The sequence below is a fragment of the Chryseobacterium sp. MA9 genome, assembly GCF_024399315.1.
GTDB lineage: Bacteria > Bacteroidota > Bacteroidia > Flavobacteriales > Weeksellaceae > Chryseobacterium.
This window is the reverse complement of record NZ_CP075170.1, coordinates 3,818,872-3,842,445: the sequence shown is the minus strand read 5'-3', so window position 1 is coordinate 3,842,445 and position 23,574 is coordinate 3,818,872. Positions and strand designations below refer to the sequence as shown.

20 protein-coding genes, 4 tRNA genes and 1 pseudogene are annotated in these 23,574 nt (G+C 35.6%); 16 read left to right on the top strand and 9 right to left on the bottom strand.

Annotated features, from left to right (window positions below; genetic code table 11):
* Positions 1-91: 91 nt before the first annotated feature.
* Positions 92-1,471, bottom strand: a complete 1,380-nt coding sequence (locus KIK00_RS17485) for a HAMP domain-containing sensor histidine kinase (protein ID WP_255813637.1) — start codon at positions 1,469-1,471, stop codon at positions 92-94.
* Positions 1,472-1,473: 2 nt separating this feature from the next.
* A complete protein-coding gene (locus KIK00_RS17480; RefSeq protein ID WP_077413690.1) occupies positions 1,474-2,148 on the bottom strand; it encodes a response regulator transcription factor in 675 nt (224 codons plus the stop codon).
* A 124-nt stretch (positions 2,149-2,272) separates the two neighbouring features.
* Between KIK00_RS17480 and rmuC the strand changes: the two genes are divergently transcribed.
* From rmuC to KIK00_RS17460, 4 genes are all read left to right on the top strand, one after another.
* On the top strand, positions 2,273-3,778 hold the full coding sequence (gene rmuC / locus KIK00_RS17475) for a DNA recombination protein RmuC (RefSeq protein WP_255813636.1): 1,506 nt from the start codon (positions 2,273-2,275) through the stop codon (positions 3,776-3,778).
* A gap of 12 nt (positions 3,779-3,790) precedes the next feature.
* Complete coding sequence (locus KIK00_RS17470) at positions 3,791-4,630, top strand: LytTR family DNA-binding domain-containing protein (protein WP_255813635.1); 840 nt, start codon at positions 3,791-3,793, stop codon at positions 4,628-4,630.
* A gap of 91 nt (positions 4,631-4,721) precedes the next feature.
* Positions 4,722-5,513: a CPBP family intramembrane glutamic endopeptidase gene (locus KIK00_RS17465; RefSeq protein WP_255813634.1), complete on the top strand. Its 792-nt coding sequence runs from the start codon at positions 4,722-4,724 to the stop codon at positions 5,511-5,513.
* Positions 5,514-5,533: 20 nt separating this feature from the next.
* Complete coding sequence (locus KIK00_RS17460; RefSeq protein WP_255813633.1) at positions 5,534-6,301, top strand: RNA methyltransferase; 768 nt, start codon at positions 5,534-5,536, stop codon at positions 6,299-6,301.
* Positions 6,302-6,430: 129 nt separating this feature from the next.
* Here the strand turns inward: KIK00_RS17460 and KIK00_RS17455 are convergent, their stop codons facing one another.
* Entirely contained in the window at positions 6,431-6,772 is a 342-nt protein-coding gene (locus KIK00_RS17455) for a hypothetical protein (protein ID WP_255813632.1), read from the bottom strand.
* Positions 6,773-6,955: 183 nt separating this feature from the next.
* On the opposite strand from KIK00_RS17455, the pseudogene KIK00_RS17450 reads away from it, so the two are divergent.
* Positions 6,956-8,139 (top strand): annotated as a pseudogene (locus tag KIK00_RS17450) (hypothetical protein).
* Positions 8,123-8,704, top strand: coding sequence for a hypothetical protein (locus KIK00_RS17445; protein WP_142717134.1), 582 nt, complete (start codon positions 8,123-8,125; stop codon positions 8,702-8,704). Before KIK00_RS17450 ends, KIK00_RS17445 begins: the two are co-directional and overlap by 17 nt.
* Here the strand turns inward: KIK00_RS17445 and KIK00_RS17440 are convergent.
* A complete protein-coding gene (locus KIK00_RS17440; protein WP_255813631.1) occupies positions 8,653-9,228 on the bottom strand; it encodes a 5-formyltetrahydrofolate cyclo-ligase in 576 nt (191 codons plus the stop codon). The genes KIK00_RS17445 and KIK00_RS17440 overlap by 52 nt on opposite strands.
* 71 nt (positions 9,229-9,299) lie before the next feature.
* Positions 9,300-10,661, bottom strand: coding sequence for a rhodanese-related sulfurtransferase (locus tag KIK00_RS17435; protein WP_255813630.1), 1,362 nt, complete (start codon positions 10,659-10,661; stop codon positions 9,300-9,302).
* Positions 10,662-10,999: 338 nt separating this feature from the next.
* Here KIK00_RS17435 and KIK00_RS17430 point away from each other — a divergent pair, with 338 nt between their 5' ends.
* Positions 11,000-12,535, top strand: a complete 1,536-nt coding sequence (locus KIK00_RS17430; RefSeq protein ID WP_255813629.1) for a trypsin-like peptidase domain-containing protein — start codon at positions 11,000-11,002, stop codon at positions 12,533-12,535.
* Between the two features lie 69 nt (positions 12,536-12,604).
* Here the strand turns inward: KIK00_RS17430 and KIK00_RS17425 are convergent, their stop codons facing one another.
* The 3 genes from KIK00_RS17425 to KIK00_RS17415 all read right to left on the bottom strand — a co-directional run bounded on the left by KIK00_RS17425 (position 12,605) and on the right by KIK00_RS17415 (position 16,158).
* The gene (locus KIK00_RS17425) at positions 12,605-13,060 is read right to left on the bottom strand and encodes a hypothetical protein (RefSeq protein ID WP_255813628.1); all 456 of its coding nucleotides are present in this window, start codon (positions 13,058-13,060) and stop codon (positions 12,605-12,607) included.
* The gene (locus tag KIK00_RS17420; protein WP_034694591.1) at positions 13,060-13,440 is read right to left on the bottom strand and encodes a RidA family protein; all 381 of its coding nucleotides are present in this window, start codon (positions 13,438-13,440) and stop codon (positions 13,060-13,062) included. The genes KIK00_RS17425 and KIK00_RS17420 overlap by 1 nt, the downstream gene beginning before the upstream one ends.
* A 132-nt stretch (positions 13,441-13,572) precedes the next feature.
* On the bottom strand, positions 13,573-16,158 hold the full coding sequence (locus KIK00_RS17415; RefSeq protein WP_255813627.1) for a putative LPS assembly protein LptD: 2,586 nt from the start codon (positions 16,156-16,158) through the stop codon (positions 13,573-13,575).
* 53 nt (positions 16,159-16,211) lie between these two features.
* Between KIK00_RS17415 and KIK00_RS17410 the strand changes: the two genes are divergently transcribed.
* From KIK00_RS17410 to KIK00_RS17370, 9 genes are all read left to right on the top strand, one after another.
* Positions 16,212-17,498: an N-acetylmuramoyl-L-alanine amidase gene (locus KIK00_RS17410; RefSeq protein ID WP_255813625.1), complete on the top strand. Its 1,287-nt coding sequence runs from the start codon at positions 16,212-16,214 to the stop codon at positions 17,496-17,498.
* Positions 17,499-17,557: 59 nt separating this feature from the next.
* Positions 17,558-17,629: transfer RNA gene (locus KIK00_RS17405), tRNA-Glu, on the top strand.
* A 371-nt stretch (positions 17,630-18,000) separates the two neighbouring features.
* Positions 18,001-18,321, top strand: coding sequence for a hypothetical protein (locus KIK00_RS17400; RefSeq protein WP_047376538.1), 321 nt, complete (start codon positions 18,001-18,003; stop codon positions 18,319-18,321).
* A 66-nt stretch (positions 18,322-18,387) separates the two neighbouring features.
* Positions 18,388-18,642 (top strand): 30S ribosomal protein S20, encoded by a 255-nt coding sequence (rpsT, locus tag KIK00_RS17395; RefSeq protein ID WP_002983073.1) that lies wholly within the window; start codon positions 18,388-18,390, stop codon positions 18,640-18,642.
* Positions 18,643-18,652: 10 nt separating this feature from the next.
* Positions 18,653-18,724, top strand: a tRNA-Glu gene (locus tag KIK00_RS17390).
* 82 nt (positions 18,725-18,806) lie between these two features.
* Positions 18,807-18,878, top strand: a tRNA-Glu gene (locus KIK00_RS17385).
* 66 nt (positions 18,879-18,944) lie between these two features.
* Positions 18,945-19,016: transfer RNA gene (locus tag KIK00_RS17380), tRNA-Glu, on the top strand.
* Between the two features lie 336 nt (positions 19,017-19,352).
* Positions 19,353-20,126 (top strand): T9SS type A sorting domain-containing protein, encoded by a 774-nt coding sequence (locus tag KIK00_RS17375; protein WP_255813623.1) that lies wholly within the window; start codon positions 19,353-19,355, stop codon positions 20,124-20,126.
* 225 nt (positions 20,127-20,351) lie between these two features.
* On the top strand, positions 20,352-21,140 hold the full coding sequence (locus KIK00_RS17370; RefSeq protein ID WP_255813622.1) for a T9SS type A sorting domain-containing protein: 789 nt from the start codon (positions 20,352-20,354) through the stop codon (positions 21,138-21,140).
* 169 nt (positions 21,141-21,309) lie between these two features.
* On the opposite strand, the gene KIK00_RS17365 is transcribed toward KIK00_RS17370, so the two are convergent.
* A complete protein-coding gene (locus tag KIK00_RS17365; RefSeq protein WP_255813621.1) occupies positions 21,310-23,568 on the bottom strand; it encodes a DUF5074 domain-containing protein in 2,259 nt (752 codons plus the stop codon).
* Between the last annotated feature and the right edge of the window lie 6 nt (positions 23,569-23,574).

The window sequence follows — 23,574 nt, the reverse complement described above, 5'->3', positions numbered from 1 at the left end:
AGAGGGAATTGTAAAGAAAATTAAAATTCGGTTAGTTCAACATTAGAGTTTGATTAGAACTTGTTTTTAAATACGAAAAACACAAATAATTTTACAAAGAACACAATGATGAATGAGCCGGAAATTCAAGAAGAACACTTGTCCCGACATTAATAGCAGAATCAATTTTCATCACAATATGATGATGATCAAAAATACTTTTGGAAAGCGACAAACCAATTCCGCTTCCTTTCACAGTATCTACATTTTTCCCTCTGTAGAAAGTCTCAGATATTTTTGCAAGATCATCTGCCGGAATTCCTCTTCCTTCATCTCTGATCTCGATGTACAACTGATTATCTTTTTCAGACAGTGTAACAACTACAGGTTTGCCATAAGAATATTTGATGGCGTTTTCCACAATATTATATAATGCTAAGTACAGCAGCATTTCATTTCCAGGAAATTCCAGCAAAGCAGGTTTTGTCACCTGAAGCTGTATTTTTATGAATGAATTATTTTCTTTTGCTTTAGATTCTAATTTTTCATAAATTTTCCAGATCAGCTCATCCACTCTCATTAGTTTGTGAGAAGATTCAAGTTTTGTCATTCCGGACATCAGCAAAAGATTGTTGAGAATATTTTCAATCTCATATACATTTTCCAAAGACTCTTTTGCTACTTCCCTATATTCTTCCGGCGTACGGTCTTTTTGAGCAAAGACTTCCAGATTTCCGGAGATAGCAGCTAAGGGTGTTTTAAATTCGTGAGAAACATAATTGATAAAGTTCTGCTGTAAGAGTACGTTTTCAGAAATTCTGCCCAGCAGTTTATTATATGATTTTATAAGATCTTCAATTTCATCATTGGTATTTGTGGAAGTAATAATTGCCGTAGAAATATTATTATATTCCACTTTATTGATTCGTTCTACAACATTGGAAATAGGTTTATAAACTACCTTTGAAAGATATCTGCTCAGAAAATAAATCGCAAGCAGCCCAATAACCAATACGGAAAGCATAATAATCGCAAGCCTCAGTATCTGTGATTGAAAGGAGTCGTTAGAGGATTTCACAAAAACCACAAAATCTCCCTGGTTATCCGGATAAAAAATCCCGTAATAAAATTGATTATCAGACATAAACTGTATTCCCTTATTATTCCGGACAGCCTGTAAATGGGAAAGCTTTATATTTTTATCATTCAGATTATGCCCAAACGTCACTTCATTATTCTGATTGTAGACCGCTACCCTGTTATTCTGGATAAGATGATTATATTCTTTTTTTATTTGGGCATGTCTATCTTTTGGAAGCTCATCTTTTTCAAGATAATAAATGGCAGAAATAAGAGCTGTATTTCTCAGTTTTTCAAAATAAAAAATCTTGGTACTGTCATAATAGGCAAAAAATATCACCGCAGATGTGATGATAGAAACAATGCCGAATGAAAGGCTTGAAATAAGGGTAAATCTGTTTCTGAGAGTCATTTTCAGTCTTTGATCAAATATCCTGTTCCTTTTACGGTATGAATAATTTTCTGTTCTGTTTCATCAATCTTATTACGGACATAGGAGATATAAACATCTACTACATTCGTTGTATTATCAAAATCAATTCCCCAAACTTTATGTAAAATCTGAGTTCTGCTCAGCACCTTATTTTTATTCTCCATCAGGAAAGTAAAAAGTTTGTATTCTGTAGGGGAAAATTCTATTTCCTTATCGTTCTGCGTTACTTTATGAAGATCTGTATCAATGACGATATTTCCACATGATAAATATTGGTCTTCTTTCTGATAGCTTAATTTATTTCTTCTGGTTAAAGCTTTAATCCTTGAAATCAGTTCTTCAAAATGGAAAGGTTTTGATAAATAATCGTCAGCTCCCATGTCCAGCATTTTGATCTTATCATCAGGGCTGTTCAGTGCACTTAAAACCAAAATCGGCGTATAGTTTCCTTTAAATCTTATAATCTGGGTAAGCTGCATCCCATCTAATCCGGGAAGCATAATATCCATTAAAATAAGATCAAAATCATAGGTATGAAGAAGTTCACGCGCTTTTTCCCCGGAATCTGCAAGGGTGAGATTATATCCAGCCTCGGAAAGGCCTTTTATCAGGAAATTGCTGATTCTTTGATCATCTTCTACCAACAAAATATTCATAATTCTCTGAAATTTCCTATAAATATAAGTATTCTTGTTTAGAAAGGAAGCTGGAAGAAGGAGGAGTGAAGTAACTTCCGGTATCTTTCTTCCAGCTTCCAGCCTTTTTTCATAATTTTGGAAGATGGAGATGCTATATTTAATTATTGGGTTGATTGCCGGTGGTATACTTGGCGCAGTTATATTATATTTTGTACTGAAATCATCAATGGTTTCAAGAAGTTCTTATGATGCGCTGAACACCTTATCTATTAAAACCCAGTCTGATCTTGAAAATTCAAATCTGAAGATTCAGGAACTTCATCAGAATATCAGCAATGAAAAAGAAGCCAATACGCTGCAGCAGGATCTTTTAGATGATCTGAAAAATGAATTTTCTAAAATCTCCGCCGAATATTCTTCCTTACATATTCAGTTTCAGGAATTAAAACAAGTCAATCAGAGACAGACTTCTCAGATAGAAAATCATATTCTTGAAAAGCAGACTCTTTTTGCTAAAAACTCTGAACTTTCTGCCAAAAATGAAGGTCTCCAGAAATCTCTTGATACCCAAAAAGAAGAAATTATCAAGATCCAGGAAGAATCTAAACTTCAGTTTGAAAACCTTGCTAACAAAATTTTAGAAGAAAAAACAGAAAAGTTTACTACTTTAAATCAAAATAACTTAAAAAATATCCTTGAGCCTTTTCAGGAAAAAATTGCCGACTTAAAAAACAAGGTCAACGAAGCCTACGAAAAGGAAAATAAAGAACGTTTCTCCCTTGCCGAAAAAGTGAAAGAACTGGCAGAACTGAACCAGCAGATCTCCGAAGATGCCAAAAAACTGACCCGTGCTCTGAAAGGAGAAAGCAAAACTCAGGGGAACTGGGGCGAAATGATTCTGGAAAGCATTCTTGAGAAATCAGGATTGGTAAAAGGCAGAGAATATTTCCTGGAACATGAATTACGTGATGAAGATAACAAAGCTTTATTCTCTGAGTTCTCCGGAAAGAAAATGCGGCCGGATGCTGTTGTAAAATATCCGGATGAAAGAAATGTCATCATTGATTCTAAAGTATCACTGACTGCCTTCACAGAATTGGTAGACGAAACCGATGCTGATGTTTACGCTATAAAACTAAGCCAGCACCTCGGATCTATCAAAAACCATATTACACAATTGAGTCAGAAAGCATATGATGACTATGGAAAATCACTGGATTTCGTGATGATGTTTATTCCTAGTGAACCTGCCTATATTGCGGCTATGCAGGCAGATCAGAATCTTTGGAACTATGCCTATGAGAGAAGAATCCTTCTGCTTAATCCAAGCAACCTAATCACTTCTCTTAAATTGATTGCGGACCTTTGGAAACGTGAATACCAAAACCGAAATTCCATAGAAATTGCTGAACGTGGGGCAAGACTGTATGACAAATTTGTAGGTTTTGTGGATAACTTAGAGAAAGTTGGGAGAAATCTTGATCAGGCAAAGAATGTATATAATGATGCCTACAAACAGCTTCATACAGGAAATGATAATCTTGTGATCCAGACTCAAAAGCTGAAATCATTAGGAATAAAAAATAAAAAAGATCTGCCTCAAAGTCTTATTGACAACAGTAATCTTATTGAGCCATCAGAAAGCTAAATCCCTGTTTTTATGTTTTCATTTGCAGCATATTCATACCCAAAATCCGAATCTTTCAAAGAAATTTTCGTTTCTTCTTTGGGAGCCGGAGTTTCTGTATATCTGTTTCTGATTATTTTTCAACCCTTTGGTACGGAAGACTTTCATCACCCTTATAAGTTTTTATTACTCTTCCCTTATTGTATTATTTTTGGAACTGCATTTTTCATGGCCAATCTTATGACTTCCCATTTTAGCAACTGGAATATTGGTACGGAGCTTTTAAAAATAATTTTCATTCTATTCGTTGGATCAATTCTATCCTACTTTTACAATTCATTATTCCTGAGCCATGTAAAACTTGATCTGGTCAATTATTTTTATATGTTCCTTTATTCTCTGGCAGTCGGGATTCCAATTTCTATCATCTATGTTTTATCACGGTATATCTATTTAAAAAATATTCATGAAAATACAGCGCGGAATATTTCTCAGCATCTTCCGGTTTCTATTCCTGAATTACAGCAAAATCTATTAAAGATATCAGCACAGAACCTGGAACTGATCATAAATGAAAATGATTTCCTCTGCGCCCAATCGATGGAAAATTACTGTACATTTTACTTTTTAGAGAATAATACTATAAAAAAACTCTTGGTCAGAATCAGTTTATCCAATGCTTTACAACAAATCGAAACCAGCTCTGTCAAAAAATGCCACCGTTCCTATATTGTCAATCTTGGAAAGGTCAAAAATCTTAAAGGAAATGCTCAGGGCTATAAATTAATTCTTCCAGAAATTGGTTTTGAAATTCCGGTTTCAAGAAGTTTTATTTCGTCAATTATCCCTCAATTGCAACAACAAAATCTGTAAAAATTGTCATTCGTCACTATTCTTTGTCATTCATCACATTAAGTTGAAAGCATAGATTTTAAACCACATTTTTGCTCAAAATTTAACCAACATGAGTAAAAACATCCGCTTCTTTTTCATCTTTGTCCTGGGTTTTACAGCCTATTATTTTTTAGATTTTTTCTGTTTTAAAATCGTTCAGAATTTCTCAAAAAACATATTTCACAGCAAAGCATTAGCTCATGTAATTTCTTATTCGGTGACTTTAATTCCATTGATGATTACATTAAACATTCTGTTTCCCAAAAGAAATATTGCAGATCTGTTTTCATTAAACAAGCCCATTATCAAAGGATTTACATTAGCTTTTACAGGAACTCTTCCTATGCTCATAGGATATCTGATTCATTTTAAAATAATCAGTAAAATAAATTTTGAAGCCCTGTTTATCAACACACTTTCTTCAGCATTTTTTGAAGAAATTATCTTCAGAGCTTTTCTTATCGGAATATTTTATAGGTTTACCAGGCTTGGTTTTTTATCATCAGCCTTATTTGGATCATTATTGTTTGCGCAGGTACATTTGTACCAAAGTCAGGATATAACAGAGCTTATGGAGATATTCGCCATTACATTTCTTGGGTCTTTATTCTTTGCCTGGGTCTATTTTGAATCTGAATATAATCTGTGGACAGCCATATTTCTGCATTTCTTCATGAATCTATACTGGGAAATCTTTACTGTTTCTGAAAATGTTTCCGGTAATTTTTATGGAAATCTCTATAAATTATTTTCCATTGTTGCTATCACGTTCATTATTATCTATACAAAAAGAAAAAATAAAATCCCCTTCGAGATTACTTGGAAAAGTCTTTTTATCAAAACCAGAGAAGTTCAATCATAAATTTTGCATAATTTTGCGGAATGTTGATAGAAAGTTTTCAAAACGAAAAAATAAAAAATGTCACTAAGCTCCTTACTGACAACCGATTTCGTAAAAAATCAAAAGTTTTTGTAGTAGAGGGACAGCAGGAAAATGAAAGAGCCATACAGTATCATTTTGAGCCGCTGGAATTCTTTATCTGTGAAAATATCTTTAAAGGAACCCTTCCCGAGGGGAAAATCCATCATGTAAGTGAAAAAGTATATGAAAAAATAGCTTACAGAGGGAGTTCCGAAGGAATTATCGGAATCTACCAGGCCAAAGAAACTCCTCTTTCATCATTTGTTCCTAAAGAAAATTCTACGGTAATTATTGTAGAAGGCGTAGAAAAACCGGGAAATCTTGGAGCTATTTTAAGAAGTTGTGAAGCGTTTGGTGTAGATGCTCTGATTGTTGCTGACGGAAAAACTGATTTCTACAATCCTAATGTGATCAGATCCAGTGTGGGCTGTCTTTTTGGAATGGAAGTATATCAGGCTGAAAATAAAGAAACATTGGAATTTCTGCAAAAGAACAGCTTCAATATTTACACTACACTTATGGATGAAAGTGCTGAAGACCTTTATAAGAGAGATTTCAGACAGCGTTCAGCAGTATTATTCGGTACTGAACATTCCGGATTAAGTGATTTTTGGATCGGAAAAGGAAAGAACACGCTGATTCCTATGGCCGGAAGTATTGATTCTTTAAATCTGAGCAATGCAGTGGCCATTACTTGCTATGAATCTTTAAAACAGAAGAAAGGTTAGATAAATACTGATCAATAAGCTGGACTTTATTTCAATGAGATTGCTTCGCCTTGGGCTCGCAATAACTAAGCATAAAAAAACCGTCTCACTGAGTGAAACGGTTCTTTTATTGTTAAGCGTATGCTAGAATTATTTCTTAGCAGCGTCTTTTGCAGCATCTTTAGCAGCGTCAGCAGCTCCTTTAGCAGCATCAGCAGCTCCTTTAGCAGCTTCTCCAGCTCCTTTAGCAGCATCTTTAGCAGCGTCAGCACCAGCAGCAGTTGTAGCAGCAGCAGCATCTTTAGTAGCTTCTACAGCAGTAGTTGCAGCAGAATCAACAACTTTAGCAGCAGAGTCAGAAACTACAGCAGCAGAATCAGCTACAGTAGCAGCAGCAGAATCAGTTGTTCCTTCAGTAGAAGTAGCTTCAGTTTTTTTACAAGCAACTAGAGAGATTGCAGCGATAGCAGCTACGAATAATGACTTTTTCATAATAAATTAAATTTAATTTTGTTAATATTGTTTTATAAAATTTTCTTCTGTTCTGTTATTTGAACAAGACAAAGGTATAGCAGTTAGAAAGTTTGTTTATGAAAAATAATTGTAATACCTTTGTAAAATAGTTTTACAAAAAAACATAACTGATAATCAACAATTTAATTATTTTTTGAAAAATTGACAGATTTAGATCTATTACACTTTGAACAGCTAAAAAAGGATGTTCAGGGTCAATACTTAAAAGAACATACCCCTTCGCAGGATGATATATCCAAGTGGAAGGGTATAGATATTATATATTTTCAGGAAGACCTGCGCAAAAAAGCAAAAGGTAACATCAGTGAAAAGTCATTTTATACCTATTTCAAAAGTTCGCCGGTTACTAAATTACCAAGAATAGACATGCTCAATTTACTGAGTATTTATGCGGGTTACGACTCTTGGTACGAGTTCAAGAAGAGCTGCATCTTTTTGCAGGTGAATTACTTCAGGAAAATGAAAATTTGGAGGAGGAAGAAATCAGTGAACTAGAAAAAATAGTTTCTGAGGCGCCTGAACTTCCAAAAACTGAAAATCAGCCTAAAAAAGTTGAAATCCGCACTCCGGAAAACACTGATTTACAAAAATCAAATACTGAAAACCAACAAGTTACACAAAACAGAAACACTACTCAGGAAATTGAAATTTCATCCGCTCCGCCTAAGAAAAATTTCATCAAAAAGAACGCCTGGGCATTGGTTACTTCCGTTTTGATTACCATCACTGGTCTTTTGGGATTTAAAGACGTTCTTTTTTCCAAAACCTATAAATATTGTTTCATCGATAAAGACAGAGGAGTTTCCGTGATCAACACTTTAGAAATAATGGTGGTGAAGGAAAACGAGTCCCCATTGATGTATAAAATAAAACCTGGTGAATGTTTTTATTATTCTACTAAGGATAAGAATCTAAAAATGCGCATCAGTGCTCCTTTCTATGAACCCCTGGAAGTCAACAGAAACCTTGAGAATGCACCTGAAGAGGAAAAAATAGAACTAAAGCCGGACGATTACAAGATGGCGGTGTACTATTTCTCGATAAAAGACATCAAAGGAGGAAATCCGGACGAACAGGTTGCCCTTATTAAGCAGAAAAGAAATCAGCTGGAAAATCTTATCAGCAGCAATGCTGTGATCTACCAGGTATATGACAATGATACCTATGGAATAGAAAGGCTGGACAAACAGAAATACATCACTCTGGTAACCACTCCTACAACTTCACTGAAAAACCTGAATGTAATAGAAATGAAAAAGGATAACAAAGGAAAGATTGTATCCATTAAATTTAAAATTGCTACCACAAATGAAAAAAATAAGTAATTTTTTAATTTTCACCGTGCTTCTGACATTATTTATTGCCTGTAATAATAAAACCTCAGAGGTAAGTGACCTCGATAAGCTACGAAACAGTAACAATGAAAAGAGTTATCCTGCAGTGCAGATGGACAGTATGCAGGCGATCAATTCAATTACCAAACAAAAAGTTCAGGAACTTTTTGACCTGTCTACTCTTTACCTATCCGGAAACAGAAATACAGAAATAGATACCGTAATTTATTCACAAATGGAAAGCTATTTCCATAAACCGGATTCTCTGACATTTAAAAGATTACTGAAAGAACTGGACAGCATGAAAGTAAAAACAGCAAAGGTGAGTAATCTGAATGTCTATAAAGAGTTCTATAAAAAAGACACCTTGGACTACGCCAAGTTTAATGTAGAATATTTTGATAATAAAAATAAATCTTTGGGAAGCTTTGAAAAGAATGCTCAATATATCCTTTTGTCTACTTCCAAACTCAAAAAGGAGTTTAAATTCTACTTTTTAGATTTTTATTCCCAACCGCTTAAGAAAGACAGCACTTCTGTAGGAGTAACCAAATAATCGACGGGAATATCATTTTCCCAGATATCATCCACATATTCATCGGGGTCAAAGTAATTGACTCCGATTTTTTTGGTCTCTGCCGATATATTCCGGAATAACCCATCATAAAAACCTTTCCCATATCCTACCCTATTACCTTTTCTATCACAGTACAGCAATGGCGTAATCACATATTGAAAGTTATTTTCACCTGAATCCTCATTGGAAACAGGCTCCGAAATCCCCCAGCGGCTGGTTTCAAAAACAGTATCTTCAAAAATTTCAATACTGATAAGCTTATCATCTACAATTTTAGGAACATAAACACGGATATTCTTCGCCAAAAAATAGTGAATGAAGATTTGGGTGTTAATTTCTTTTCTAGCCGGAATCGGAATAAAGACGTGTACTTTCTCTCCTTTCTTAGGATTGAAATAGTGAATGAAATTTTCAAAAATCTTTTCAGATAACAAGAAAGCCTCATCACTAGACAAGGCTTTTCTTTTTTGGGTATATTTTTTTCTAAGCTCAGCTTTTAGCATAATTATTAAGTTATTTTAACTGAAATAATTTTTACCGGACAAGCTTCTGCAGCTTTATCGCTTATTTATGATTATGCGTTTTGCACAATTCTGTACAGCTTATCAGATAAACGAACTCTGAATGGAAGTTCGAAAGTGATCTGATCTCCAATTTTTGCTGTTTCACAAGGTCCTCCATTTGCATAGATTTCAGTAATGGTAACTTCCTGTTCTCCTGTTGTCGGGCCTGAAATTAACACTTTATCTCCTACTGACAAATCTTTATTTTCAATTAAAAACTGTGCAATTTTTGATTTTGAGAAATAATGCTCTGCTTTTCCAATCAACTCTTTTTTGACAGCAATCTTTTGGCGGATATTCTTTGTTTCAGCTTTTGCTAAAGGCTTATCTGATAAATCACCTGAATTTTTAAATTTCAAGGCATCAGACTTTCCTTTTCTGAAGACTTTATTTCCGACCTGTAATCCTTTTCTTAGTTTCACTTGTTCATCCCAAGGCAGATGTATGGTATCCAGACATTCTGTAGAACAGCAGTTTTCCATTGCTGTCTTACACTCATCACACTGGATAAACAGAAGATGGCATGCATCATTAGCACAGTTGGTATGGTTATCACAAGGTTTTCCACACTGGTGGCATTGTGCAATAATATCGTCTGTAATTCTTTCCCCTAAACGGTGATCAAATACAAAGTTTTTACCAATAAATTTGCTCTCTATTCCTTCTTCTTTAATCTGGCGGGTATACTCAATGATTCCCCCTTCCAATTGGTAGACATTTTTAAAGCCCTGATGTTTGAAGTAAGCACTGGCTTTTTCGCAACGGATACCTCCAGTACAGTACATCAAAAGGTTTTTATCCTCTTTAAAGTCTTGTAACTGTTCATTGATAATCGGTAAGCTTTCTCTGAAGTTTTCCACATCCGGAGTAATAGCACCCTCAAAGTGGCCTACTTCACTTTCATAGTGATTTCTGAAGTCTACAACGATTGTATTCGGATCTTCAAGTAAATTATTGAACTCCTGTGCTTTTAGGTGAATTCCTTTATTGGTAACATCAAAAGTTTCGTCATTCAAGCCATCTGCAACAATTTTATTTCTAACCTTGATTGTTAATTTTAAAAATGAATAGTTATCCTGGTCAACAGCGACATTCAAACGGATTCCTTTCATAAAATCATAAACTTCCAGCGTATTTCGAAAAGCCTCAAATTGATCTGCAGGAACACTCATCTGAGCATTGATTCCTTCTTTTGCTACATAAATACGACCAAGTGCATCAAGTGCATTCCAGGCTATAAATAATTCGTCGCGAAATTTTTTTGGGTCTTCGATTTTGGCATACGCATAGAAAGACAAAGTAAGACGGTCTTTACCGGCCTCATCAATAAGTTGAGCTCTTTCTTCTGCGCTTAAGGTGTTATACAGTTGCATGCTATAAACGTTTTAAGTGAGAATAAAATTTTTGCAAAGATAAGAATTTTAGAATTAATTATATTTATGACACAAATCACAAGTCATTAACAATGCAGGATCAGTAATAAATTATGTCTTACTTTACACCATAAGTCTGCCATATTTTCTTTAATTTTTTTTTAAGCTTTGTTAACTCTGACATTAACAATTACGACATAAGATATAAAATGACATAATAGCCGTTAAATTTTAGTTAAAATTGAAACATAGCATACTAATTGCTTACTTATTTAACATTAAATTTGTTTACTCAAAAACATAAAAAGAAATTAATTAATAAACAAGAAAGATATACAATGAAGAGTACTTTAAAAAAACTATTACCATTTGCAGTAGTAGGAGTAATTTCCGGAGCTACTACCGTTGGAGCTTTACAATATTTAGGACACAACTCCAACAACGGAGATCAATCTTACTTCACAACGTCAGCACCTAATACTTCATTTGCAGGAATGAATACAGGAGCAGTAGGTGACGATTTTGTAAAAGCAGCCAAAACAACCGTACCGGCTGTAGTTACCATTAAAAATTACCAAAACAGAACAGCAAGCAGAGCTTCAGAGCAGGATCTGTTCGACTTTTTCTTCGGAGATCCTTTCGGGGGAAGAGGCCAGGGCCAGCAGAGACAGAAGCAGCAACAGGCTCCTGACAATATGCCATCAGGAATGGGTTCAGGGGTAATCATCTCTCCGGACGGTTACATTATTTCCAATAACCACGTGGTGGCAGGTGCCAATAAGCTGGAAGTAGTATTGAGCAACAAAAAATCATATATCGCTACTTTGGTAGGAACTGATCCAAATACAGATATCTCTCTGTTAAAGATTGAAGAGAAAGGTCTTCCTTACTTAAATTTTGCCAATTCTGACAATATTGACGTAGGACAATGGGTACTAGCAGTAGGAAATCCACTTGGATTAAATTCTACGGTTACAGCAGGTATTGTTTCTGCTAAAGGAAGAGGGATCGGAATTTTAAGCAGCCAGGGAAAAGCAGCTAATCCTATTGAAAGCTTTATCCAGACGGATGCTGCAATCAACCCAGGTAACTCAGGAGGAGCTTTAGTGAATACAAATGGGGAACTTATCGGAATCAACTCTGCAATCCAGTCTACTACAGGATATTATCAGGGATACGGATTTGCTGTTCCTTCTAACTTAGCCAGAAAAATTGTTGAGGATATCAAGAAATTCGGAATTGTACAGAGAGGGTTCTTAGGAGTTCAGTCTCTAGACCTTTCAAATGATCAATTGGTAACTTCTTACAATCAGCAATATAAGACAAACCTAAAAGTAGGATCTGGAATCTATATCACAGGATTTGGTGAGAACAGCGGTGCAGAAGATGCAGGCTTGAAAAAAGGAGATGTTATCACAAAAGTAGACACCTACGATATCACGGACTTTGCAGATCTTTCTATGTCCATTGGAAGCAAACGTCCGGGTGATAAAGTACAGGTAACTTATTTAAGAAATGGTAAAGAAGGTACTACTAACGTAACGCTTAGAGACCAGAAAGGAGGTACTTCTACAAGAACAAAAGCTGATCTTAGTGTAACTGAAAAAATCGGATCAGAATTCCAAAGCATTGATGACAGAACGAAAGCTTATTACGGCTTAAATAGTGGAGTTGTTGCTAAAAATGTTATAGAAGGAAGTGAAATGGCTAAAGCAGGAATTGTAGACGGTTATATCATCACAGAAATCAATGGTAAGCCTGTAAATTCACAGAAAGATGTGGAAAGTTTACTGAATAAATTCTCCGGAACCGCACAGATAAAATACATGGACGACTACGGAAGAAACTACCAGAGAGGATTCAAAATGCCTTAATAAGGAAACTAAATTAGTTTTTCATATCAACAAAAAACGCTGCAGAGATCTACAGCGTTTTTTTATTATTTATTTAGGCTTATTCATTTTTTCAGCAATTCTTTTCTGCTTGTTCCGCTCATAAATAACTTCTACAATCTTACCCCCAATCCAGGAAAACGGAAAGAACGTAAGGAAAATAGAGATCTTATAAAATGTAGGATGGTAAGGAAATATTATGACATCCAGCATCGCGATAAAGAGCATAATAAAACCGATCAGAATAGCATAAGCTACTTTAGCATATTTAACGATGATAGCTGTTGCAACGCCCCCAATAGTAGTTCCTAATCCGGAAATAAATAACAGGAAGCCAAAAAATGCATGATCATCTTTCATACTGAAAAGAAACCTCTGCCAGTGCTCAAACGGAGCAAAAGCCTCAAAAGTAACCCATTGCGGAAAAACCCTTATACCAAGAGTAATAATAAGCCCTGCAATACCAAGACCTACCAGAACCGCAATTGTATTTCTTATAAAATTCATTAATCCTGATGTGCGATCATAGAGATTTCGATATCCACATTTTTAGGCAGGCAAGAAACCTGTACTGTTTCACGGGCAGGATAGCTTTCTGAATCTAAGTAAGAAGCATAGATATCATTCATTACAGCAAAATCATCCATGCTCTTAAGGAAGATTGTAGCTTTTACAACGTTTTTGAAAGTCATTCCGGCTTCAGTAAGGATTGCTTCAAGGTTTTTCATTACCTGGTGTGTTTCTTTTTCAATGCCTTCTACCAATTTACCAGTTGCAGGATCTACAGGAATCTGTCCGGAGATATACAAAACTCCATTTGCCATATTAGCTTGTGAATAAGGACCGATAGCTGCAGGTGCATTAACTGTGTTGATTATTTGTTTCATAGCGGATATTTATTTTTTTCTAAGGTCATATGCTATCACTTTTGCCAGTAATAAAATTCTGTCAGCAGTGATTTCATAGAATTTATTTTGATTGCAAATATAAAATTTATATTCTCAAATGCCAATCTGATATTAGAAAGGTGCATTAGGCTGAGTAAAGCTTCTGTCTTTGTACTTCAGTGCGTCACTTAAGATATTGGCTTTTATACCAATAAAGAAGTCATACACTTTATACTGTCCGAAAGGAACCCAGTTGAAATTGATCGTAAAACTTCGCTGATCTCTTGAGAAACCAATTCTTGTATATGCCAATTCCTTAGTCACCATATCATAATGTGTACTTCCGTTGATATTCCAGAAAGGAGTCAGCTTGATGCTCCCGTCTAATCCTATAGACGCAATCTTATTGGCAAATCGGCTCAGTCCTTTTGAATAGGCATAGTTGGCACTGATGTTTAAAGTCCATGCCTGATCAAAGTGGGCGTAATGATCATCATCAAAATAGTAATTTTCATTTCGGACTTCTCCTTTTGAGGAATATTTTTTAGCATAATCTGTTTTTTCTCCAAAAATTTCGCTGCTTAAAGGATAAGATAGCTGAACATTGAATCCCTGTACACTGAAATGCCCGAACTGTTCTGTTCTTACTCCCGAATCCTGACCTGAAGAGAAATCTATTTTATAAGGTTCCAGTGCAAGACTGGTATTTACCGTAAGTTTATTATTGAAGAACGAAGACTGACCGTTGATTGAGAATACAGACCAAGGATGATCATTAGCCGCAAAATTGTAGCTTCCTGAAAGGTTTAAAGATTCAAATATCTTGATTTTTTTAACTCCTGTAGAATCACTCTTAGACTTTATTTTCATCTCGATATTGTTACCGATATTGAAACCTAAAGCACCCTGCATACCACTTGACGGGCTTCCTATGATTCCTTTTTCGAAAATAGAGTAAGGAGTCAACGCTCCGGTTGCATTGTAATAATTTTTGTAATATCCGAAATTAGGACTTGAAAAATCTGGAGAATATGTGAAGCTCACGCTTGGTGTCATCATGTGTCTTACCGCTTCTACTGCAGATCCTTTTTTGAATTTCAGCATCCCGAAAAGTGTGGTCTGAAGACTGGCAGAAGTAGAGAATGTAGAATATCCTGTGAAATTTTTATTGATCTCATCCACCGTTACATTCTTTACCGGATCATAGAATCTGTTCAGGGTTTTTGTAGTCAATGCATTGTCGATATTCGCACTTAAACTGAATGTGAAGTATTTTGCCACTGTAGTATTGGTAGCCAATGCGATATTATTTTTAAGACCCGTCTGCATTTTGTCCCACATTTCTTTTTTAAACAGCTCGTTCTCCTGGGTATTCACAAAATTGGTAAGGTTGAAACCTGTATTCACTGTAATATTTTCAAGAAGACCCTGTCTTATTCCTGTTCTTGATTTAAACAGATAAAACTGGTTAATTGCTACGTTCATTTGTGGAAGACGAAGGTCTGCCAATCCTGTTGCAAAGTTTTGTGAATAAGAAGCCGTTCCTGTAATTGTTGCCGGAAGTTTCAAAAATCTTTTGGTAAGGGTTACCGTAGAGTTCTGCTGGGTATTCAATACATTCTGGTTGAAAATGTAGTTGTTGTTAAGCGGGTTGTTATAAAACTTCGTACTTACAATATCCACAGAAGCACTGAATGTAAGAAAAGGATTGGCTTTAGAATCCTGGGAGTGGGTCCAGTTAATTCTATATGTACTGTTCTTGGTATAGTCATCCAAACCTTTAATACCTCTTACCATGGTTCCGACATCCGCTGTAAAGTTTCCGGAGTAACGGTATTTCTTCTGATAATTCACCTGAGGACGCAAATTCCAGCTTCCTTTTGTATAAATATCCGCCAGGACCTTAACGTCAAAGTGTTCTCCAATTGGTTGGTAATACCCTATTCCGTTAAGGAAAAAACCTACATCTTCCCTCTCCCCGAAACTAGGAATCAGGATACCGGCTGCTCTTTTATCTGAAAACGGTAAAATGGCAAACGGAAGGTAAAGAGGTGTAGGAACCTGCTCGATAAACATCTGGATAGGTCCAGTAACGATCTGGGATTTTGTTTTGGTTTTAATCAGCTTAATATTGTAAGCTCTCATAAAATAATCCGCAGCTGTATCTTTTTTCTTAATGAAATAATCATCCGTTGTATAATCCGCTTTTCTCATCGCGAATACAGAGTCGTTATATTTTTTGGTCTTCTGAGCTATAATTACCCCTTCACTTTCTTCTGTTCTTGCATTGAAAGCAATTGCCTGTTTAGTTTTTGTGTTATAGCTGAATTCGTTGGTTTCGTATTTTTTTCCAGCCTGCGTGGTAATTACAGGTTCAATGATTTTCCCTAAAGAATCCTGTTTTCCTCTGGCGTAGATCAGATTTTTATTATCATCTATTGAAATATAGTCTGCATCAATCTGCATATCCTGATACTTCACCTGCGCATTTTTGTTCAGAAAAGTCATCTTTTTGGGGATGTCTCTTCTCTGATCATCAGCTTTTGTGCGAAGAACATCATCCAAAGTTTCTTTTTTTACAACTATGGTATCCTTTTTGGAAATAGTATCATTAACCGCATTTTTAGGCAATTTTTCAGGAGTTTTCTGTGCTAAAAAATTGTTAAAAATTAGGATAATTAAAATTTGTAATATATTTTTGAGGACGGTTTTGGCCAATTTTATTATATATAATTAAGGCCCAAAATTAATATAATTTTTATAACTGTAAGATGCACAAACAAAATTTTAAAATAATTTTATCATTTCTCCTTATCCTTACCAGTAACTTTATTTTCTCTCAGAAGAAGTTTACTATCGTTCTGGATGCGGGACACGGAGGAAGTGATCATGGGGCCAATAGGACCTATTCCGATATTGGAAGAGTCGCTGAAAAAGACATAACACTTGCCATTACGTTAAAAGTAGGCGCAATGTTAGAGAAAAACAGAGATTTCAAAGTTATATATACCCGTAAAATTGACGAGTACCCATCTCTATCTGATAGAACTAATCTGGCGAACAGGAGCAAAGCAGATCTTTTCGTATCAATTCACTGTAATTCTTCTCAAAGACCTACAGCCTATGGTACAGAAACTTATGTACAGGGACCTAACCAGAATAACGAAAATCTTGAGGTAGCCAAAAGGGAAAATGACGTGATCTTCCTGGATGAAAAAGATAAGCAGACCTTCGGATCTTATAATCCTGATTCTCCGGAATCATTGATTGCATTAAAACTTCAGCAGAGCAAATATCTGGAATCTAGTCTTCTTTTAGGAGGATTGGTAGAGGATAACTTTGTGAATAAAGATAAACGTTCCTCAAGAGGGGTTTTCCAAAAGAACCTTCACGTTCTCCGTATGAATGCCATGCCGTCTGTACTGATAGAAACAGGTTTCATCAATCACCCTGAGGAAAGTCACTATATCGCTTCAGACAAGGGACAGAGTGAAATTGCAGAAAGTATTTACAATGCTATTATTGATTATAAAAAAGCAGTTGACAGAAAATCGGGAGGTTCTATCTCAGTCAGAAAGCCGGAACCGGAAAAACCTGCAGAAGTTCCTTTGAAAAATGATTTCAGAATTCTATTAATGAGTTCGCCTACGAAATACAATGAAAATGATCCGGCTCTGAAAGGACTGAATTATATTCTTACTCTTAAGGAGAACGGACAATACAAGTATTACTATGCAGTAACAAATATGGCTTCTGTAAAAGATATTAATCTTAAAACAGCCAAGGATGCAGGCTTTAGAAATGCTTTTGCCGTAGGATTTATGCCTAATCAAAGGATTAATATGGGATATTACACGATAGAAGTATACTCCGGGGATAAACTGAATGGCAATTCTTACATCCTTCAGAACCTGAAAGATGTAGAAAGAGAAAAAGACAATGGCGTTTTTTATTATACCTATGGAAAAGTATACACGTTGGAAGATGCAGCAAAACTTCAAAAGGAACTTGAAGCTAAAGGTATCAAAAACACAGTGATACAAAAAGTGTATAAATAATTAAAAAAAATAATTTTGAAGTTAAAGAGTTAATTATTACTTTTGCAACCTCAAAATTTGGCCTATTCGTCTAGTGGTCAGGACTCAAGATTTTCATTCTTGCAACAGGGGTTCGATTCCCCTATAGGCTACAAACTTACAAACCTTTAACGATCCGTTAAAGGTTTTTTTATGGCTATTTTTTACTGTATCTTACTTTTAAAATCAGCTTTGGATCTTTTCTGAAAACTCTGTTAAGGTAATTTTCTCTGAATTTTTATAGGGTCTGAAAAAAATTATTAGGAATTTCAACATTCTAACGACCTGAAAATTACTATCATTATAATTATAGAGTCTTTACTTTTACTGTAAAAATTCATTCCATTTACATTATATGTCACAAAAGCATTATATTTGCAAAAATTTTAGCCATGGCTGGTCACCCAATTATGGCAGCACTGATGAAAAATAATATTGATAAATCATTGTTTGTAGTTTTCTACAGGCTACCAAATTTTATATCATGCCGGATTTAAAAATACAAGAAGCGAAATTGCTTTTTAAGAAAATCCACTCTAACCCAAAAAGTTATGATTTACAAATCAATGAAGACGGGATTACAGGCAGAGATGATAAAATCAGTTTCAGACTTTACAGGGCTGGAGAAAGGGTTGCTTTTGAGGTAACAATTGACGGACTCACTTTCACCAACACCACTGGAGAATGGAACAATGCATTGATCATGCTGGGAAATACGATCAAAAAATTAGAAAAAGAACAAGAAAATTTAAAAATAGAACAAGCAATAAATAAACTAAGAAAGTACCTCTCAGAAGAAAATTAAAATTTTTGAAAATAAATTTGGTAGTTTTAAAAAAAGTTTATAGTTTTGCACTCACATTTAAACGATATGGCAAATCATAAATCAGCACTAAAGAGAATCAGACAAAACGAAACTAGAAGACTTCGTAACAGATATTACCACAAGACTGCTAGAACAGCTTTAAAAGCTTTAAGAAATGAAGAGAACAAAGCTGCTGCTACAGAACAACTGCCAAAAGTTATCGCTTTATTGGATAAATTAGCTAAGAAAAATATTATCCACAAGAATAAAGCAGCTAACTTGAAAAGCAAATTGACAAAGCACGTTAATAAATTAGCGTAAAAATATAGCTGGCCCGTTCGTCTATCGGTTAGGACCTCAGATTTTCATTCTGGTAAGAGGGGTTCGATTCCCCTACGGGCTACTTAAATCTTATAAGACCACTGTAATCACGGTGGTTTTATAAAGATCAGGGTAGAAAAAGCTATAATAAAATAAATCTAACCGGCCCGTTCGTCTATCGGTTAGGACCTCAGATTTTCATTCTGGTAAGAGGGGTTCGATTCCCCTACGGGCTACAAGATTAAGAGTTGACACTTATAAAAACAAAAGCTAACACATTACTTCGGTAATGGAAGATAGAGGGCCCGTTCGTCTATCGGTTAGGACCTCAGATTTTCATTCTGGTAAGAGGGGTTCGATTCCCCTACGGGCTACAAAAGGACTTTTTCGAAAGTCCTTTTTTCGTTTTTATACATCATTCTGACAATCTTTATCCGGCAGTATCTTATTTATTTGATCACCAGATCTTCCGAATTACTACGCTACCCTATCATTTTGGGGATCCTTCATTGAATTACACCCAATAAAAGATGCTCTTTAATCATCGCATCTATCTCTTATACAATCCAAACAATCGATAGTTTTTGTTATCCGATAACAGGGTCATATTAAATTTTATTAAAAATATCACCAATATTGGAAATATTATTTCTTACTTGCTCTTTTAATCCTTAAATTTGACTAAAACTATTCAAACTAAAATAAATAACATGAAAATTAATTTACTTTTGGGAAACCGATTCTCTTTTAAGGCTGGATTAATGGCTTTATTTCTATTTTCAACCAGTACATTATCCTTTGCACAAAACAGAATTTACGCACATGCCCAAAGCTCGGGTGTATTTGGAGTAGCATGCCTGGGATGCCGCATAGATAATCCTTTGAATGCAGTTGGGTATAACGAGGATGACTATTCAACAATGGTATTGGGAACAGCTTTGTTAGGAGGAATTCAACAAACACTGATTTTTCCTGACCTAAGATCAGACACAAGACTGGTTGTAGGAATCGGAACAGACAACATTCCACTATCCGTACAGTTATTAAGCGGAGTAACTCTTGAAACCATGAATGGAGGTACTTCTAATGAGGACCGCAGAACGATAGATGTAAGCCTTCTTAAGCTGGGAGCAACACCCAACAGAGGAACAGTAGAATTCAAGCCGTCAAAACCTTATGACGGAATAAGAATAGGCTTAACGGGAGGTGTACTAAGTCTTGGCGGCGGATTCAGAATTTATTATGCTTATCAGGATCCATTGATCAGCATTATGGCCCACAGTCAAAACGGACAGGTTATTCTTGGAGGAAATGTTTCGGTAGAAGGCTCAGAAATCACATTGTTCAATACCTCTGGTAAAGAAGTATATCGTTCGACATTAAAATCAAACACTTTTGAGCCCAGACAGCCTGAAGGTGTTTATATTATGAATGTACAGACTAAAGAAGGAAAAACATATTCCAGAAAAATTTTAATTAAATAACTACATAAGCGATACAATAAATGCGGCAGACTTTTAAGTTACCGTATTTTTTGTATTCATCTTTCAGTGAAATATAAAAATAAACCATTAAGTAAAAATAAATTCATAATCACAAATATCAATAAATTATTAACAAATCACATAAATATGAAATAAAATAATCAACATAATCATTTTATTTATAAATTTACAAAAAAAACTAAAAACCCAAAAATTTTTCTACATATGAAAACTTATTTATTACTTGGCCAACGCACGATGAAAGCTGCAATTTTGGCATCATTCCTATTTTTAACAAGCACAATGTCTTTTGCACAGATTGTGAAAACCTATGCAAGCAGCCAAACCAATCAGGTATTGGGAGTATGTTTAGGTTGCGGAGTATTGAACCCTCAAAATGCGGTAGGAAGTAACGAAACCGACTACTCTACGATCCAGGTGTCAGTAGGTCTTTTGGCAAGAACGGAACAGACATTGATCTTCCCAACTACCAATATCGCTAACAACACCAATAAACTGGTAATTGGAATTGGTTCAAATGGTACTCCACTATCTGCTCAGGTATTAGGAGGTGTAACGATTGAAACATTTAACGGAAATGTTTCCAACAACGACTACCAAAATCTTACCAATAAGCTGCTCAACATTGGAGCTGGAGATCCAAGCTTAGGTGAGGTTGAGCTTACCATGAATATTCCTTTTGACCGCGTTAAAATCAATGTGAATTCAGGATTATTGAATATTGGCGGTGAGCTTAGAGTATATTATGCTTATCAGTATAAAGATCCGTTCATCAATTTCATGGCTCACAGTAAGGATGGGCAGTTTACTCTTGACAAAAATATTTCTGCACAAGGTTCAGAGGTTAGCCTAACCAATACTTCAGGAAAAGAGGTATTCCGTTCTAAGCTGACATCGAATACATTTGAAACAAAACAGCCACAAGGAGTATATATTATGACCCTTCAAACGAAAGAAGGAAAAACATACTCTAAAAAGGTAATCATCAAATAAAAAGATTCGTAAAAGATCAAACCCGGCAAGCTTTTCAAGCTTGCCGGGTTTTTTTATAGGAAAAATGTAAACTATTCTTCATGATAAAGATGTCTCTATCATCTCATTAAAAAATCCTGGCCAAAACTGGCCAGGATTATATTAACAAGATTTGCTATCTAAATCAGCATTAGTTTTTGATTACTTTTTGCTGATATACTGCCTTATCCGTAACCGCTTTCAAGATATAAATACCTTTTGGAAGGGCGCTTACATTGATTTGTCCGTTGTTCAGCTGTACATTAACCATTCTACCTGAAGCATCATACATAGAAACATTCTGGATTTTCTCCTGAGTTTTAAGAGTAAGGATATCGGTAACCGGATTTGGATAAATACCGAATTCAAGTTTCTTCACTTCAGCGGTTGCTAAAGTAGTTCCTAAACTATTTACACTCACCGTTTTTTCAACCAGCTTACCGTTTGAGTTAAAGCTGATCACAATATCAGAAGTTCCTGAAACAAGCGGTGTCAACACCAATTCATCATTATCATTAATTACTGCAGAAACAGCTGTAGGATTACTGTTTGATTTGATAGATTTCACTACAGCTACCGCCATATTATCAGCATCGGAAACTATTGCTTTCAGATCAATTGCAGTAGTACTTGCTGCTGTAAGCTGTGAAGGTAAAGTATTGCTTACCACAGGAACCGAATTATTAGTAAATACCGTTAATGAAGGAAACCAGTAGTAATCATTCAACGTTTTTGTACTGATAAGAGCTCCCGTCATATTATAAGTATGGATCCAGTTTTTCTGATAGTGTGCACCGTATCCGCTTTCTGTTGTGTTCAGAACAAGTTCACCGGTAACAGGATTTACACGAAGAGCTGCTCCGTAAGGAATTTGCTTAAATTGTCCTGTTTGTCCCGGAATTGCTGCAAAATTTTCGTTAAATGTTTTCGTTGTAACATCAAATCTCACAATCTGTGTTCCCGAGCTCCAGCTGCTTATTGAATTGATCCAGTATAAAGCATTTTCTTTATTACTTGCTGAAAATCTACCGGCGTTCCATGCTCCCCAATCTCCAATATACTTCGTTGTTGGGATATTGTAAACTTGTGTAGCAAAAGTAGTAGGATTGATGCTGATCAGTTTCTGATCCTGAATTCCCCATACACTTCCGTCTTTTGCCTGAGCAACAGAATAGAAACCTCCGGCAATGGTACTCACTACCGCATCTGTATTAGGGTTAATTACTAAAATCCCTACCCCTTGCTTCACTGCAAATACATATTGTGAAGTACGGATCATATTTCCAATCTGTCCATTACCACCAGTTCCGGCAATTAAAGAACCTACCTGTAAATTATCAATATTGAAAGTAACAATTCCAGTAGAAGTACCAATATATCCTTTATGCTCATTTACACCTACAAATGATCTTCCATCACCACCTCCGATGTTATTAAACCCAGCAATTTTCTGCATTGTCTGCGCATTGGCTACAACCAGTCTTCCCCCCGGAGTATATTGAGTATCTCCTCCATCAGCAGCCTGTTTTGATACAAAATAGAATTTATCTCCATAGATTGTTCCGTATTGTGTAGTTGCGCCGAAAGCCTGATTGTTGTTTGCATTACTGTACACACGGTAATTGATCTGACCGTTATTATCAATGAAGTTTACAGAACCGTTAGTATGACCGAACCATTCTTCGTTCACCATGAAATATCCATTGGTAAAGTTATTGGAAGCTATATAAGGAGAAACAGGTGTAAGCGTAGATGAAATTGGAGTAGTATTAAAGCCTACATTAAAGTTCCAGACATCCCATGAACCGTTTTCCAAAGCACGTGAAGAAGCTCCAACACTAGAATATCCGAAATCGGCATCTGCAGGATTCTTTACCCAATAAGACCAATACCCGTTAACCGTCCAGCCGGACTGCCAGTGATCATTAGCTGCGTCTACAATTGTATAGCTGTCAAAATCATAAGCTGTTGTATTGACAAAACCATTCACCGGGTATAACGGATAAGTGGTATTTCCACTTTTGATCAGTGCATTGGTACCCTGACCGTTTATGTCAAAACCTATTCCTCCAACCGCTGATCCAAACTGTGTTCCCTGATACAACAATGTGTATAGTCTGTGATCTGCTTTAGCAATAGCTTTCAGCATGTCTTCTCCTGTAGCATTTCCATCCCATTTGAATCCCCAAACCATAGCGTCAGGGTTTTTACTGTCATTCCATTGTACTACAAAAGCAGCCTGATTGGCTCCCGATCCTACCCAATACTGAATATCAGAAAAACTGATTGTAGTGGTATTAAGCTTGCTGATCCCTGAAATATCATTTCTGGGTACTCCCTGAACTTTTATCTGTGCATTTGATAGGCATGCAAACAGAAAAAGCATCATAAAAAGATAAAACTTTTTCATTTTTTA